The 15,054-nt window shown below is 56.5% G+C and carries 13 protein-coding genes and 2 pseudogenes; 4 read left to right on the forward strand and 11 right to left on the reverse strand.

Annotated features, from left to right (window positions below):
• Window positions 1–26 precede the first annotated feature (26 nt).
• The 4 genes from MKI86_RS20495 to MKI86_RS20510 all read right to left on the reverse strand — a co-directional run bounded on the left by MKI86_RS20495 (window position 27) and on the right by MKI86_RS20510 (window position 3,742).
• Window positions 27–1,409: an ImmA/IrrE family metallo-endopeptidase gene (locus MKI86_RS20495; RefSeq protein WP_241604805.1), complete on the reverse strand. Its 1,383-nt coding sequence runs from the start codon at window positions 1,407–1,409 to the stop codon at window positions 27–29.
• Window positions 1,410–1,429: 20 nt separating this feature from the next.
• The gene (locus MKI86_RS20500) at window positions 1,430–1,969 is read right to left on the reverse strand and encodes a hypothetical protein (protein ID WP_241604807.1); all 540 of its coding nucleotides are present in this window, start codon (window positions 1,967–1,969) and stop codon (window positions 1,430–1,432) included.
• 410 nt (window positions 1,970–2,379) lie between these two features.
• Window positions 2,380–3,396, reverse strand: coding sequence for an ABC transporter substrate-binding protein (locus MKI86_RS20505; RefSeq protein ID WP_241605027.1), 1,017 nt, complete (start codon window positions 3,394–3,396; stop codon window positions 2,380–2,382).
• Window positions 3,397–3,466: 70 nt separating this feature from the next.
• The gene (locus MKI86_RS20510; protein ID WP_241604809.1) at window positions 3,467–3,742 is read right to left on the reverse strand and encodes a DUF6626 family protein; all 276 of its coding nucleotides are present in this window, start codon (window positions 3,740–3,742) and stop codon (window positions 3,467–3,469) included.
• A 94-nt stretch (window positions 3,743–3,836) separates the two neighbouring features.
• Here MKI86_RS20510 and MKI86_RS20515 point away from each other — a divergent pair, with 94 nt between their 5' ends.
• Window positions 3,837–5,234 carry a hypothetical protein gene (locus MKI86_RS20515; protein ID WP_241604810.1) on the forward strand — a complete coding sequence of 466 codons (1,398 nt, stop codon included), beginning with the start codon at window positions 3,837–3,839 and terminating at the stop codon, window positions 5,232–5,234.
• Between the two features lie 29 nt (window positions 5,235–5,263).
• On the opposite strand, the gene MKI86_RS20520 is transcribed toward MKI86_RS20515, so the two are convergent.
• Both MKI86_RS20520 and MKI86_RS20525 read right to left on the reverse strand, forming a co-directional pair.
• Window positions 5,264–6,058 (reverse strand): DUF2958 domain-containing protein, encoded by a 795-nt coding sequence (locus tag MKI86_RS20520; RefSeq protein WP_241604812.1) that lies wholly within the window; start codon window positions 6,056–6,058, stop codon window positions 5,264–5,266.
• A gap of 327 nt (window positions 6,059–6,385) precedes the next feature.
• A complete protein-coding gene (locus tag MKI86_RS20525; protein ID WP_241604815.1) occupies window positions 6,386–6,832 on the reverse strand; it encodes a DUF6641 family protein in 447 nt (148 codons plus the stop codon).
• Window positions 6,833–7,260: 428 nt separating this feature from the next.
• Here MKI86_RS20525 and MKI86_RS20530 point away from each other — a divergent pair, with 428 nt between their 5' ends.
• Window positions 7,261–8,250, forward strand: coding sequence for a thymidylate synthase (locus MKI86_RS20530; protein WP_241604817.1), 990 nt, complete (start codon window positions 7,261–7,263; stop codon window positions 8,248–8,250).
• A 1-nt stretch (window position 8,251) separates the two neighbouring features.
• Window positions 8,252–9,169, forward strand: a complete 918-nt coding sequence (locus tag MKI86_RS20535) for an alpha-glutamyl/putrescinyl thymine pyrophosphorylase clade 3 protein (protein WP_256465755.1) — start codon at window positions 8,252–8,254, stop codon at window positions 9,167–9,169.
• Window positions 9,170–9,174: 5 nt separating this feature from the next.
• Here MKI86_RS20535 and MKI86_RS20540 read toward each other — a convergent pair whose 3' ends face one another.
• The 5 genes and pseudogenes from MKI86_RS20540 to MKI86_RS23975 all read right to left on the reverse strand — a co-directional run.
• Window positions 9,175–10,275 carry an ImmA/IrrE family metallo-endopeptidase gene (locus tag MKI86_RS20540; protein ID WP_241604821.1) on the reverse strand — a complete coding sequence of 367 codons (1,101 nt, stop codon included), beginning with the start codon at window positions 10,273–10,275 and terminating at the stop codon, window positions 9,175–9,177.
• On the reverse strand, window positions 10,272–10,598 hold the full coding sequence (locus MKI86_RS20545; protein ID WP_241604822.1) for a hypothetical protein: 327 nt from the start codon (window positions 10,596–10,598) through the stop codon (window positions 10,272–10,274). The genes MKI86_RS20540 and MKI86_RS20545 overlap by 4 nt, the downstream gene beginning before the upstream one ends.
• Window positions 10,599–10,670: 72 nt before the next feature.
• Entirely contained in the window at window positions 10,671–11,036 is a 366-nt protein-coding gene (locus MKI86_RS20550; RefSeq protein WP_241604824.1) for a hypothetical protein, read from the reverse strand.
• Between the two features lie 309 nt (window positions 11,037–11,345).
• Window positions 11,346–11,621, reverse strand: a pseudogene (locus tag MKI86_RS23970) (flagellin); the annotation flags it as partial.
• Window positions 11,622–12,557: 936 nt separating this feature from the next.
• A pseudogene (locus MKI86_RS23975) lies at window positions 12,558–13,112 on the reverse strand (flagellin N-terminal helical domain-containing protein); the annotation flags it as partial.
• A 275-nt stretch (window positions 13,113–13,387) separates the two neighbouring features.
• On the opposite strand from MKI86_RS23975, the gene MKI86_RS20560 reads away from it, so the two are divergent.
• Entirely contained in the window at window positions 13,388–15,028 is a 1,641-nt protein-coding gene (locus MKI86_RS20560; protein ID WP_241604828.1) for a recombinase family protein, read from the forward strand.
• The last annotated feature ends 26 nt before the right edge of the window (window positions 15,029–15,054 follow it).

The following is a 15,054-nucleotide window of genomic DNA, read 5'->3' on the forward strand; positions in this document are numbered from 1 at the left end:
TCATGGGCTCAGCACACCATACGCACCTATCCTTGGAGATCGAGGATAGTCTGACTACCAGTCATGTAGCTATCGATATCAGTGTTTAGCCAGCTAGCGGCGGTGTCTTTGCTGATATGACCACCCTGCTGTGCCTTGACAACGAGCGATGCAAACCTCCCTCTCTTGCGAAGAGGGGTGCCCTGAATCGGGAAATAGTCCAGTGTAAGATTCTCGCTCGGGGTCCAATCAGTCGTTTCCTTGACGAACCGCAGATCATGCCTTGAGACTTCCATGCCAGTGACATTAACCAGATGGTTCGAAGCGGCTGTTTTGCTAATCCCAAACGTGTTGACGATCTCTTCCACAATGCGACCCGGAACGTCATATGTTCTGGCGATAGCTTTAACCGCTGAAGGAGGCGCAAGAAAAGCGACGGCAAACCCGTTGGCTCGCCGTTCGACAGGATCAGTAACGTTTGCAGCGTTACTATTTAGCGTGTCATAGGTGTCCACACGCAATCTGTTGAGCTGATCATCAGGGTCTCCGACCAAATGGCCGATTTCATGGGCGAGAGTCATCCGCCGGACAGGAACCTTCTCATTCTGCCCCTCTTCGTTAACGACAATGCCTCGGTTGGACCCATTCGCAATCGTCGCGCCCGCAAAACGTGAGGTCAACTTGTCTTGGACTAGAGGAATTCCAAGCGTGCGCTCGATAAGATCACGAACGCTGGCAACCGGCTCTTCGACTGTCAAACCGAGAGCCTCACGCACTCTCTCTGCTAGTTCATAGCCACGCTCCGCAGTCTTGTACCGGTAGTCGGACGTCTGCAATAAACCTTTAGAGACTATCGGATGTAGATCGATCTTGAGCATCCGCTCGATCTCATTATGGCGTGCGATTATCCAGCCAGCTTCTGCAAGCTTCAGTACGGATGAGGGGTCGAACCGTGTAGTGTCCTGATTACTCCGTAGTTCGCGAAGACGAACACCTAGCTCTGGATCGCCGACTACTTTGGAAAATCCGACGATCCTTTCGTCGAGCGCCAGAGATACAGACAGCTTTTCAATATCGCGTATTTTTGACGGCCGACCCGATGTCTCAATATTTTTGATTACTTCCACATCGAGCCCGCTAGCCTTCGCAACGTCTTTTATGTCTAGGCCAAGCTCAAGACGGCGACGCTTAAGCGTGTTCGCAGGCTCATCCCGGGATGTTACGAGAGGCGCATAACCTTCCGATGCAACGGCACGCAACGTCTCGATACCGTAGGCACGCAACGCTTCAACAGCGGACAGCTTCCTTCCTTTAGCCTCAGGCTTGCAAAGCGCTATCTGAACCTGACTACGGACATATACATTCGTGCTTGTCGCAGCAAATTCCTCTGCCGTTGCTCCGCTAGCGCCCTCACCGAAAATATCGTTCATCTGAATAACCGACACACGTGCTAATCCACCCACTGAGGGTCTAACGTAAAGAATGGGACCGGTCTATCCGCCTCTTCGTCAAAACCTTGCGACCAGACATTATAACCCGAATTTCTGAACGATTTTGCTGCCTGCACCATTTCCTCTTCGCTTGTCGGCCCGTACCTGCCAGAGCATCCGTTCACAACAATGGTGCTCTCATCGACAAAAAGCAATTCCCCAGCGCAGTATGCAGGGGCACCACCCGTCAAATTGGTATGCTTGATCACTCCCGTCTCAAGAGACTTTCCAAAGTCGCAAAACTCATGAGCGTGCACTACGTCTGCTTCACGGATTGCCCACAGCCTCGTGTCGCTTTTCATCGCGTTGTCCATCTTCGGCACGACCGTTTGCATTGACGGATGAACAACAATACCGGTTACCCAAAGTTCCAGGCCGTTCTCCTCGGTCAACTGCACCACCTCACCCTCATTCTTCACGAGACCGGGACGTGGCGGCTTCGGAGGATGAAATTTTGTTCGAAAAGGAGTGAAAGAATCTTCTAGATGCGCCGATGCCATGGAATCTACCAATGATTGTGATGCGCTACTATCTCAAAGATTCAGGTCTGTCCATGTCGGCAATCGAAAATCCCGATTCAATCGGACGGCTAGGCAAGTTCTTTTGTTGAGCGTTGGCGCTCATTCGGTGCGCCTTTACGTCTGCTACGCGCTCTCGTGGGCACAAATTGCGCTGCACTCCGCCGTCAACGCTCGACTTGATAGATTTAAATGGCTAGGAACGGCCGCTTTTGGGTCGTACCTTGCCGCCCTTAATGTCCGAAATGACTGCGGTTGCCGCCGAAGCTCGTCCCCCCATTGAAGTCAGCTTTCTGGACGTAGCCGCCGAAACCTGCCATTCTGCTTCCCACCCCATTTCGGTCGCAAAACGTAGCTCTTTGCGACCGATTTTTGCGGCTATTTCCGATCCGCTAGGACTTCTTCAAGGAGAGCCCCACGCCCGTACACGAGAAGCGCGTATCAAAAGCCTTAGTGTAGTCGGTATCCGCCTTCAAAAGCTTCACCTTAACCAACTCGTCGGCAAGCCACTTGTAACGCTCAGCGGTCAGGCATCCGATGCCCTTGTCCAGTGCATCGCCACTATCAACGATGCCATATTTGTTGATCTTGTCGATGGCGTATTCGATCTGGCCATCCGTCATCTCGGGGTTCGTTGTCTTGATCAGCGCGTTGGCGGCCGAGTTGTCTCGGTATAGATAGTTGTACCAACCTTCAATCGACGCATCGACAAACCGCTGCACGAGGTCAGGATTTGTTTCGATGAGGTTTTGCTGAACCGTGATCGTCGTCGCATAGGGCTTATAACCGGCATCTGCGAGCAGGAAAATCATGGGTTCTACGCCGGTCTGCTCCTTGATTTGGAAAGGCTCGGCCGTGATCAGACCCTGTTGCGCGGATTGCTTGTTCGCGAGGAAGGGAGCTGGGCTGTACGTATAGGGCCGGAACTGCTCGTCGCGGAAACCAGCGTAATTGGCCTTCATCCATTCAAAATATGCCCCGAACCCTCCCTGCGTCATGAAGATGGTTTCGAGCTTGGCGAGATCTCCGAACTTCTCGATCCCGCTATCCGGGTGAGCTACAATAACCTGAGCATTCTTCTGGTAGAAGGCAGCGACATCAACTAGCGGAATGCCCTGCTCGATGCCGACAAGCTGCTCTTGCTGTGTACCAAGGTAGAAGTCGACCTTGCCGGCGAGCAAAAGGGCGCGGTTCTGTGTACCAGGGCCACCTTGGACGATTTCGACATCGAGGCCATAGCGGGCATACGTGCCGTCGGCGACAGCCTGATAGAAACCTCCGTGATCGGCTTCAGCGAGCCAATCCGTGCCGAAGCGAACCTTATCTAACGAATAAGCGGGAGATGCAAGAAAGGTCGCGGCGAGTGCTAGCAGGCCAGCGATGGCAGGCTCGTTGCCGGAGATATGCATGTTCATTGGGATTCCTGATATGCGGATGCGATAAACGCACAGATTGTATTCGCTGCCCCTTGGCTAAACGTTAAGATCGATGCCGACGAATGTCAGTGATCGCCCGACGGTTGATTTCGTCGACAAGCTGTTGCTTGAGTTCTAGCAGGACAGGCTTCCCGCTCAGGGGCATCCGATCCAGTCGCCATGCCACCCCGCAAAGCGTGGCTAGACCGGGCTCCCGCTGTGTGGCGATCAGGTGCGAGTAATAGCGCGGGCTGCGGCCCAGCCAGATTTGGGAGAACTCCATCTGCGAATTCGCAAGTCCTGCCGCGGCCATCACCTCATAGATCTCCTTCACTGTCATCGCTTCTATCTCCTTGTTTTAAATATTTATTCTTCAGAGGCCGCGGTGTTAAAATTGCTGGATAAATAGCAGGCATTTTCAGAAGGAGATTTTAATGACGAGCGCGATGTGGAAGTTAAGGAACGCTATGTGGGATGCAGGGCTTGTTAGCCGGAAGGACAGGAAGCGTTTCCGCTGGCTGACTGAAGGGTACGAGCAGCAGCGAACTGTTGTTATGACGGCGCTTGGCGATGGTCATCCGCTAAAAGTGAAAATGATGGGCTGCGGAAAGATCGAGGATCCCGATGCCGACTATATGCGTTATTGCGGCGTGCCACTGTGTCCGAGGTGTTTTTCGGTCGAGCGTTCAAAGCAGATCAAGCAGGCCACACGGGAACGATTTGCATGCGTTGGCAATGATCAGTTGGCGTTCGCGACGATCCTTTTGCCGCTGGCAACCAGCCTGAGTGAGGTCGATGAAATCTACGAAACCACCAAGACGCGTCTGCGCAACATCGTTGCGAAGCAGCGGCGGAAGGACTGCCGATGGGACAACTTCGAACTCGTCGGCTGGTGGGAGATAGATCGTATGGTCTACGATGACATTGAGCAATTCGGCCGTAACACGCGCATTGCAGTCAAAGACCTCGGGGTTCCACTCGTCTACTACGATGACACCACGATCTGGCGTCCGCATTTTCACGCGATCATCCGATTGGAGCAGCTTACAATAAATGAGGTGAACGACGCCCTGCGAAACAGCGGATACGGAGCATCCTATCAGGTCTTAATCAAGCCGCTTGCAGATAAGCGCCGCGTCGGCCTCAACCTGAAAAAGCTCATCCAATACGCGCTGAAGTTTCGCATTGAGGACGACTACAAAGATAGCGGTCCTGTAGGTGGTGCCACTGAATACGAATATGACCTGTCAGCCCGAAAGTGGTGGCCAGATGCGGACATCAAGGCTTATGCGGAATGGCTTTGCCAAAAGCATGCTGGATTCCAGTCACTGCGTTTCGCACTCGGCCCAAAGGGAAAGACAACTAAGAAGCTAAAGAGCGGCAATGCAGTGGTAAACACGTTGACCTCCAGTCGAAATCTGAACACCTCTCTTGATACGGCTCACGATGATATCGACGGTACGATGTCGCTTCTGAGTGCGAATGAGAACCGTGATGATCATTTCACGTTGAATGAGAGCAAAGAGTGGTCCTTGAGGGAAATTTCATCTCATGCGAGTTGTGTTGAAGATGAAGGCGTTATTGACTGGTCTGATGGTGCAGTGGCTGTAAGGTATAAGAACCCTTTACAAGATACTAACTGGACGGATGATCTGGCCTCGAAGTGCGCTCTTTCATTCCAAGACAGCTCCAACAGCTTGCTGCACACGGCAGATACAGCAACGAAGACATCCAGATACGCGGGAAACGTTGTCGGCCTCGCCGAGCGCCTACACAGCAGTCGGGCCACGAAGCAAGCGAGTGGCGATCAGGGGAACGGTACGATACATTGAAAAAGTTCGTCCCCAGAACTTTTCGGCCCTTAAGAACCTCCAGCACCCAAAGCATAATCTTCGTAGATCGACCTCCCTTGCAGCTTCGCAAGCGCGGGATTGTGATGGCATTCTTGCTGGAAGATCGCTGCAACGCTGCGCGATGAGGGCGGCACGGGAAGAGGCGCGACAGAGCCGTTGAGCGACATGCTCAACAGTTCCGCCTCGTCCACGATCTGCCCATGTATCCCGGCGGCTTCCAGATAGGTGCTGATCGGCATGGATGCGGAAAACGTATCGTCTCTCACCAGCCCGATATCGAGCATCGGACGCAGGGCCATGATGTCTGATATCCAGAGCGGCTGGAACACCGGCCCGCCTTCTGTGAGATTGTGAAGCGCATCAACCGCATGCCCGCAGAACCGGCTTCTTGTCACCAGCAGAACTGCTTTGCCATGGGGATCGTAGAACCGGGCGACGGGCGGGAAGTCTGCCTTCGGCTTCGCGTGCCATTGCAGGCGGCGAAGCAATGTAGCCGGAAACATGCGTCGGTAACGCCCCGGCTGGTCCATTTCGTGGATGGTCACGGTCCTGGTTTCGGTCAGTGCCAGCAGCATCGTGATCCGCCAGGACAGCGCCGAGTTGTAGCTCCGCCAGCGCATGTCACCATCGATATCGAATTGCAGGTTCAGCGTCGTGCCCTTGCGCTTCATCTCGTGGAGGCGCTTAGAGCCGACATACAGATCGGTCGTGAACAGCAAGGCGAGGTCGATCCGCGCTTGCTCGATGCGCTTGGAATTGTGGTCGCTGCCGTGTTGGCCGTCCTGCCGCTGCTCGTCCTGCATATGGTCCTCGCTGTTGTGTCGGCGGGAGAGAAGTTCCAAACGACAGGGAGGGCGAGCAGAGATTGCGGGCGGAGCATATCCGCGGCGCTAGCGACGGGTGCTGACGTAACAGGGCATGCACCGAGGCGGACGCGCTTCCGGGGAGACGCATAGGGGCGTCAACGAGTGCGGCGTAGGGCAAAAGCGCATCTTGGCTGCGCCCGGCCCCGAACGCGCGTCGTTGGCGCTCTTTGACTGCATTCCGGCAAGTGCCGAAATGCACGAAGGGCATGGGATCCATATGGATCCCATGCCCTTCGGATGCTTGCCGTGAGAAAACTGCGCGGTTTACTTCGGCTTGCGCAGCATCTGACCGCGCTCGGCGGCGGCGGCGGTCAGTTGCGTATCGAGCTCACCAGCGCGAACGGCTTCAATGAGCGTCTCGATGATCGTCGGCAGTGCGGAAAGTTCGCCGGCCTCGATGGCGTTCTTGTCTTTGGCAAACTCGATGGGCTTGCCGGCGTAGCGGATACTGAAGAACACCTTGCCGTTGGCATCGGTGAACCAGCCCTGACGCACGCGCTTGGCCATTTCGACCTCGACGCGGACGCCTTCCGCATTCTTCTTGCGCACGACATGCATGGGCGTGAACGTCTGACCGGCGATCTTAGCCTCCGCCATCTGCTTCTGCTCGGCCAGTACGGCGATCATCTTCTCGCGTGCGCGCTGCGCCGGATCAGCAGCAGAGCGAACTGGGACTGCGCTGGCGAGCTTGAGGGCCTTGAGGTGGGACATGCTGCGATCCTTTCCGAAACCGTTGAACGTGTTCTCGAGATACAGCCGTCTGCCAAAAGGGCGAGCGAAGATTTCTCAAGGATATCTCCGCATTCGGCCCAGACCGGTCATTAGCGGTAGCATGAAAAAGCTACAGCTTTGCGCCTCCATTCCGGTCATCCCACTGCGCCAGTTGACTTTCAAAACCGGTCGCTCATGTGACGCCTCTTCATGAGGGCGCAACCCCCAACAAGTAGGGTCCGCCTCGCTGCCTTATCGGCTAATATGTCGGGGCCGAACTGCTGCGCCGTTACGCCCGGGGGGCATCTCCTTCGGTTCCTGAGCCGCTTGCCCAAGGCGCAAGAAAAGCCAGAAGCCCGCTCCGGTAGTATTTTACTTGCCGATATCCGATCATAAGATGTACCGCAGCGGCAGATTCGGGGGGCGGCATGTACCTATGCGGTGAAGGCATTGATGAGATACTGATCGAACTGTACCCGATCCTTCTCGCGGAGGGAGCCGCGAACGTCGGCACCCGCGGCGAAATGCGAGAAAAGCTTGGGGTGTCCTTCCGAATGACTAACCCTAGAGCTCGGATCAGTCGATCACAGGACCGTGGCAAGCCGTTCAGCGCCTTGGGGGAGTTGCTCTGGTATCTCGGGGGCCTCAATACTCTGGAGTTCATCAAGGAATACATCCCGGATTACGCCAAGGATGCCGAAGATGGCATCCTCGCTGGCGCCTACGGCCCGCGGATTCATGCGATGCGCGGAAGCATCAACCAGCTTGAGAATGTCACTAGGCTTCTGAAAGAGAAATCCACCTCCAAGCGCGCCGTGATCCAGCTTTACGATGCTGCGGACATCGCAGTCCATCACGAGGAGATTCCGTGCACGACTGCACTGCAATTCGTAGCACGCGACGGCCGTCTTCACATGTCCGCCACGATGCGGTCGAACGACGCGTACAAGGGCCTGCCGCATGACGTGTTCTGCTTCACCATGCTCCAGGAGATGATGGCCACTCGCCTTGACCTCAATCCGGGCGATTACATTCACTACGCCACCAGCATGCACGTTTACGACGGCTCGATCGAAGCGATGAAGCACTATGTGAATGAAGGACATCAAAAGACAGTGCAAATGCCCCCGATGCCTTCCGGAGACGCATTCTCGATTACCGACGCCCTGTTGCAAGCTGAGGGGGAGATCCGGGCAGAAAAGATAATTCGGGCCGCAGACTTCGCCAGAGAACCGTACTGGGCTGACATCATTCGCCTTCTCCAGGTTTTCTGGGCGACTAAACGGCGGGATGCACCAGGGTTCGAAGGTCTCGACGAGTTGAAGGCCGAGTTTCACGACGAGGTTTATCGAACTTATCTCGAGCGAAGGCTGAAGACCCGAGTCCTGCGAGATGCCAAAACGAATGGAGCAGCCTGAAATGTGGCCGACGAGGCAACAACAACATGCGCAGATATCAAGCGCTCTTCATACCTACTCGGCCAACGTCCGTAATCTTCCAGGTGCCGCTAGGAACATAGCGCGCGACACACTCGCAATGCAGTTCGTCGCAAGCCTGAGACGCGAAGATTACTACAGGCGAGTACAGGAAAAGCCCGTCCCGGCAAGGAAGGCAGATCCCAATTCGGGCACGTTCGATGCCGAGCGCGCGGTTGCATATCATGTGCAGAACGGCAACGTAGAAGAGGCCGCATGGCTTGTGTTCCTTATGACGCATTTCGCTCGACCTGCGTCTTCCGGATGGCTTCGACTGCAGCAGGTATACGGCCGCCTCGGGGCTGGGGTGTGGGACTGGCAGACTGTCTCAAACAACCCCCACGCAATGATTTCATGGCTCGCCGCCAACTGGACGAGCATCGACGGAAAGTTCGGCAATCATCGGAAGTACGAGAGTCTGCGGCCGGACTCCAACAGGAGCTTCAGCGACGTTCTGCTCAGCTACCTCGGCTGGATAGGCCTCGCAGGACACCAGGCGTTCTTCGCGACGAAGATCCAGCAGGCGGGCAACAATCCCGGGACGATCTTCGATGCTCTGTACCGAAGCATGAACGTAAAGACCTTTGGGCGCCTTGCGAAGTTCGACTACCTCGCATTGATCGGTCGGTACGGGATCGCTCCCATCGAGCCGGGATCGGCCTACTTCAAGGGCGCCACGGGTCCGGCTTCCGGCGCACGCCTCCTGTTCACAGGTTCACACACTGGCGCCGCAACGGAGGCGCAGCTTCAGAGCTGGGTGGATGAATTGGATGCCAGCCTGCACGTGGGAATGGCCGTGATGGAAGATGCCTTGTGCAATTGGCAGAAGAGCCCGACCGCATTCGTCCATTTCAAAGGATAGCGATCCTAGACTGTGGCCGGGTTGATCTGGCTCCAGTCCCATGTGCGCTTGAGATAGTTCAGTTTGTCGGGCTCCAGCATTCCACGATGCTGCATCTGACCGACAGTGAGGCCCGGCGCGACGCCGATCGACACGCTAAACCGAACGATGTCCTCTCGCTTCGGCCTGACGCGTTCGAATTCGGACTCCCGGAGGGGGGGAATCACGCATTCGGCCGCAAACTCGTTAGCTTCGTTCTCCCGATCGACGTCGCCGGGCAGGGCATCGTCGTCGACAAAGGTGTTCGCCTTGTGGAGCACGAGATGTCCGATCTCGTGGAAAACCGTGAACCAGAACTGATCATCACGCTTGTAGCGGAAACTCAGCAGCAGCATCACCTTGTCCGGGTCCACCATTCGTATTGCGCCACTGGCGCGGCATCCATCGGGTGCCTTGACTACAACGAGTGCCACGCCGGCCTCCGCGCACAGCGTCCTCAGTTTGGGAAGAAAGAGCTGAGGATGACGGATCAAGGACAGCTTGCGGATCTCCTGCAGCCGATCCATCAGATTTTCTGAGTTCCAGACGCGGGTCTGGATCATTTCGGCTTCGAGTTCGCCGCGCCTGAGCCAAAGAAGAGTCGCATCTTCCTTCGATGCGTATGTCTTCGAGGTACGATAGTCCGTTTCTCCGACTAGGCGGCCATAGCGACCCCTCCAGGATTCTGCGTCCGGGACGTTATAGAACACCAATCTCCTGCGAATTTCGGCAGCGCGGCGTTCAGAAGACAGCTTGCCGCGTGCCTTCTGCCCGGGGGCAGGCAGGCGCAGTAGCAGGTCCTCATGCCCGCTCTGTCGAACTTGAGCGACGGCACGATCGACCGCCGTATCGAAGTTCTCCTGTCGCTTCAGCCAGAATTTCGCCGAAGCTCCCAGCATTGCCGAAAGCGTCGACGCTGTGGACTCGTCGATCTGCCGCGACCCGTCTATGAGGCTCCGGACAGCATCAAGCCCATCCTCGAAGCGCTCGGCGAGATCATGCGCGGAGATGTTTCGTCGCTGCATGATCGCACGGATCGAGTCGCCGGGTTTCGAAAACCAGTTGGCTGTGGCGTGCTCGTCAATCATGGTACTTCCGATATGGCTGTGAGCTTCACAAATTCAACACTGGCCCAGTCAATCCGTCCAGCACCCGTCATGACGACGTTCTGATCTACGCTCACAAAGGTGGCCGTGTAACGCAAACCAATAGCGACTTCAAAGCTGTCATCGTCATTGATGGTCACGTTTCCCCCAAGAATCTCATACCATTCCTGGACATTCTCGAAAGCCTCCGCATCCGCGAGCTCGGTGACCAGTCGGTCGGCATAGGTTCTTCCGAACCGTTGCTCCGCTACGTCCCGGTTCAGGCAACAATGCTTCAAGTCGGCCGTCGCATACGAAATCTGCATTCGCGAGTCAGCGTCCGCTTGCGCAATACTGGGTGGCGAGGCTTGCGCCACGCTGCTCGGGTACAGTGCTGGTCATTGGGGAAGGGCTGACTCCTGAGGTTTGGCCGCCTGCTTCGCGCGGATGCGATCGATGCGTGCCCAGTTCCTGTCGAGCTCGTGTTCTCCTGCGTCGTCCATGCTCACCTCGGCGGCGTTGCAAAGGGCCGCCAAAGTCACCATCACCCCGCCGACCTCCTGGCGGACTTCGCCTGGCGGTCTGCCGAACACATATTCTACGAGTTGGTGGGCTTCTTCCTTACTGCAGGCGTTCGCCTGGGCGAGCTCGAGCGCTTCTTCAAGAAATCGATGATTTCGCTCTCGCACGTTGAGGTGCGCGGATTTTGGGAAGCACGCGACAACCCACTGCCACACGCGATGTTGAAACGAGTCGGACTGCATCTCTACTCCCAGAAGTTGATTTGAGAAGACACTGAGTCTGAGATTGATTCAAGTTCCAGGGGAACAAACAAGCTTGCTGGAAAATAAAGGTTGTGCATAAGCCGTGGCTTTGTCTTGCAACCGGCCGAGTTTTCTTCCGGCTCAATCTCAATTTCGTCACAACCCCTACAGACCGAATGCTGAATGGCAGCTTATCGCCAACAGTAATCGAAAAGCGGACAGTCCGCGGCCGGCCCCAAAACAGCCGTGTGCTTTAAAAAAACTTCATGTCTCCTATTGGCGCAAAGCGGAAAAGCCGCTCAAAAAGTTTCACCGGAACAACTGCATGATATTCTCGGCGCTGGTGTTAGCGATGGACATGGACTGAAGCGCAAGTTGCTTTTGCGTCTGGATCGCCTTGAGCCTGGTCGAGGCTTCATTCATATCCGCGTCCACCAGCCGGCCGATGCCCTTGTCGACGCTGTCTATAAGCCTACGTGTGAACGTGGTCTGCATGTCGATGCGGGTCTTCAGCGCGCCGAGCGTTGCGCCGGCACCGATCACATCGGCAGATACGGTCTCGATATAGCCGAGATAGACGCCAAGCATATCGGGGTTGGCTACAATGTCGATATCGAGGAAGTTCAGTTCGGCCAGCGGCTCGATGCTGACGGCGATCTCTGTAAAGCCGATCCGGGTCTGGAAGCCGTTGAGGCGGTCGATAGTCTTGTCGGTGCGCAGGGAGATGGTGTTGGCGCCGGTTTCCTCGACAATGACATCAGGCCAATCCGTGCCGAGCAGCGATTGCAGCAGCGTCACCATTTCGGCGGCCGTTTCGATCTTGCCGTTGGCTTTTCCCAGAAGCGCGTTGACGTAGGCGCGGTCGAACGAATGGGTGGTCGGCGCTCCCCCATTCACGCTGAACTGAAAGCCGACCTTCACGCCGTCGCGGTTGTCTCCGTCCGGGTAGACTTCGAACGGCTGGAACGTCAGCTTCATGTCCGAACCTGGTTTCCCCGTACCTTCGCCCATAGGGAGATTGCCCGTCGCGCCGAAGGTCGAGACCAGATTTTCGATTTTGACATAGGAGCCATCAAGGCCGGAAGCCTCGCGAGTGGAAATCACGATCCGGTTGGGAATTTTGCCGCCCGTAGGGCTGGCTTCCCCTATAGCTGTTGCACCGGAATTCGCGGCCGTCAAAGCACGGTAGAGAACCGAGGTATATTGCTCGAAGTCGGAGATCACGCCATTCGCGCCGGGTAGCCACGTATCGACCAAAGCCCGGTCGATGACGATATGCGTGGTCTTGCCGGGATGGTGTGGCGGTGCAAGAGCGCTCGGATCGTCCGCATCGACCGTGATATCGAAGCTGATCGTGTCGGTGGGGCCAAAGGCGAGTGGTCCGCTGAAGTCGAATTTGACCTGCCCGTAATATCCTTGCTCGCCGTTCTCCCTGTCCATATGGATCACGCCGAACGTGTCCATGTAGGTGTCGTATTCCCGGATGCCGCCCAGCGTCTTCATCTTCCGAGTGTCCGCCTGCAAGATGCCGCCGCCATTGGCGTTGAACAGCGCAGTCTCCGAGAGATGAAAACCGGTCGTGCCGACTGACACGCTGCCACCGGATCGGATGAACGACGATGTAAGAGAGGCCTTGTTCAAGTCGCTGTCGTTGATGTCAGCGATGTCGGTGTTCAGCCAGTTGACACCGTTGAAGCTGGCCGAGGTGGCGATGCCGACAACCTGGGCTTTCAACTGATCAAGCTCGGTTTGGATTTTGGCTTTGTCCACGCCGTCTTCCTTGGCGGCAACCAGCTTTGCCTTGAACTCGGCAAGGACATCCGAAACGGCTTCCATGCCGGCATAGGCGACATCGATCTTGGCTGCTGCGAGCCCAAGTGCATCCACGACGGCGGACAGTGCGATGTTGTCGGACCGCATCGTCGTGGAAATCGACCAGTAGGCTGCATTATCAGCTGCGACCTGCACCCGTAGAGCGGAACTGACCTGCCGCTGTGTCTCGGCCATGTTGCTGCCGATCATGCGCAGGGCTTGCAGAGCGGCCGTTGCGGCAGTGTTCGTGAGGATGCTGGTCATGTGCGGTGCCGCCTGCGGTCATCTCGGCCCTTCCGTCAGCCGGAGCAGCTTCCGCTTAAGTTGCATTGCACCCAACGGCCATTAACGACTTGTTAACCACCACGGTTCCAAAACTCTCACCGAAAGCCGTGGTGATTTGCTTCGGCTTTGTCCCGATCCACACATGCCCCTCCTGCAAGCCGTAGCCTCAAGCTGATGCAGCATTTTGCACTCGGCACCCCACGCGCTCGATCCTCACCGCCTCTGGTGCTAGCGATCCAGCAAAGGAGGCCGCTATGCAGGACGACTTTTCCGGCGATCAATTTCGACCCCAACAGGTGCGGGCCTATTCTTATGTGCGTATGAGCACCCGCAAGCAGGTTCGTGGCGACAGCCTGCGCCGGCAGCTTGAGCGGTCGAAAGCCTTTGCGGACGAACACTCTCTGCTTCTAGACAATAGCTTGCAGGACCTGGGCGTCAGCGCATGGAAGGGCCGCAACTTCAAGACCGGCGCGCTTGGTCGGTTCTTGGCCATGGTCGAGAACGGGCAAATCCCCAAAGGCAGTTATCTGCTGATCGAAAGCCTTGATCGGCTTTCGCGTGAGGCCGTGCCGGATGCTCTGACCCTGTTCATGGCGATCATCAATGCCGGCATCGTCATCGTGACCTTGGGCGAAGATCGGCAGGTCTACAGCCGAAGCGGCCTCAATGGCGACTGGACGAAATTGATCATCGGCCTTGCGGTCATGTCGCGAGGACATGAGGAGAGCCAGACAAAGAGCGAGCGCATCCGTGCGGTGGCAAAGAGAAAGAGGGAGCAGGCGCGTGAAGGTAAGGGCCATATCACCAGCATCACGCCTGCATGGATCGACGCCGAGCGGATAGATGCACACCGATACGCGTTCACGCTGAATCAGCATGCCGAGACAGTGAAGGCAATCTACGAGATGGCGGCACGCGGGCTCGGTGCGACGGCGATTGCCCGGAAGCTCAATGCGGACGGCGTTTCCGCCTTCAAGAGTAAGGACGGCTGGTATCAGAGCATTATCAAAGCGCTGCTCACCCGGCAGGATGTCATCGGCACATTCCAGCCGCACAGGATCATTGATGGCAAACGGGTGCCGGATGGCGATCCGATAGCCGACTATTTTCCTGCTGCCATCGACAAAGATTTGTTTCTCCGCGTTCAGGCGATGCGCTGCAATCCCGGCCGGCCCGGACGCAAGGGCAACACCTTCGCCAATCTCTTCACCGGGCTTTGCCACTGCACGCATTGTGGCGGGCCGATGACGATGAAAATCAGCCGGGTCAAAGGCAACGAGAACGACCGCTATCTCGTCTGTGCGAATTATGTGCGCGGCCATCGCTGCAAGGATGGCAAGCGGCATTTCCGGTATGAGCCATTCGAGGCGGCGGTTCTCGATCATGTCAGCGAGATCAATCTGGCGGAAACGCTGCGCGGCAAGCGTTTTGACGGTGCAGAAAAGGAAGTCGAGGAGGCGATTGCTGCCCTCACCCTGCAACTGGAGGAATTGCACAGAAAGGAGCAGCGGCTTGCGCAGGCTGTCGAGGATGACAATCAGCCGCTGGATGCCATTCTAACACTGCTCAAAGTTAGGCAGGCGGAACGGCAAGCCATTGAAGCTCAGCTTCGGCATCAGCACGCGGAACGGCAAAGGCTCACGCATCGGCACAATGATCCCATCGACACATGCAGTCGCATTGCCATGTTGCGCAGGAGATGGGCAAAAACGACTGACGAGACAACCCGCTATAGTCTTCGATCCGAGGTGCATGCCGCGATCCGGGAATTCATCACGGAAATCGTCTTCGACAGCAACGACCATTTCGCAATCATCATCATTGCCAACGGAGTTTCCGCATATCGCATTCGGAATGGGCGTATCGGCGGGCGGTTCCGCGCACTCACCGCGTAACTGTAGTGGGCGAAAAGTTCGCTCCA

The sequence above is a fragment of the Shinella sedimenti genome, assembly GCF_022601905.1.
Taxonomy (GTDB): domain Bacteria; phylum Pseudomonadota; class Alphaproteobacteria; order Rhizobiales; family Rhizobiaceae; genus Shinella; species Shinella sedimenti.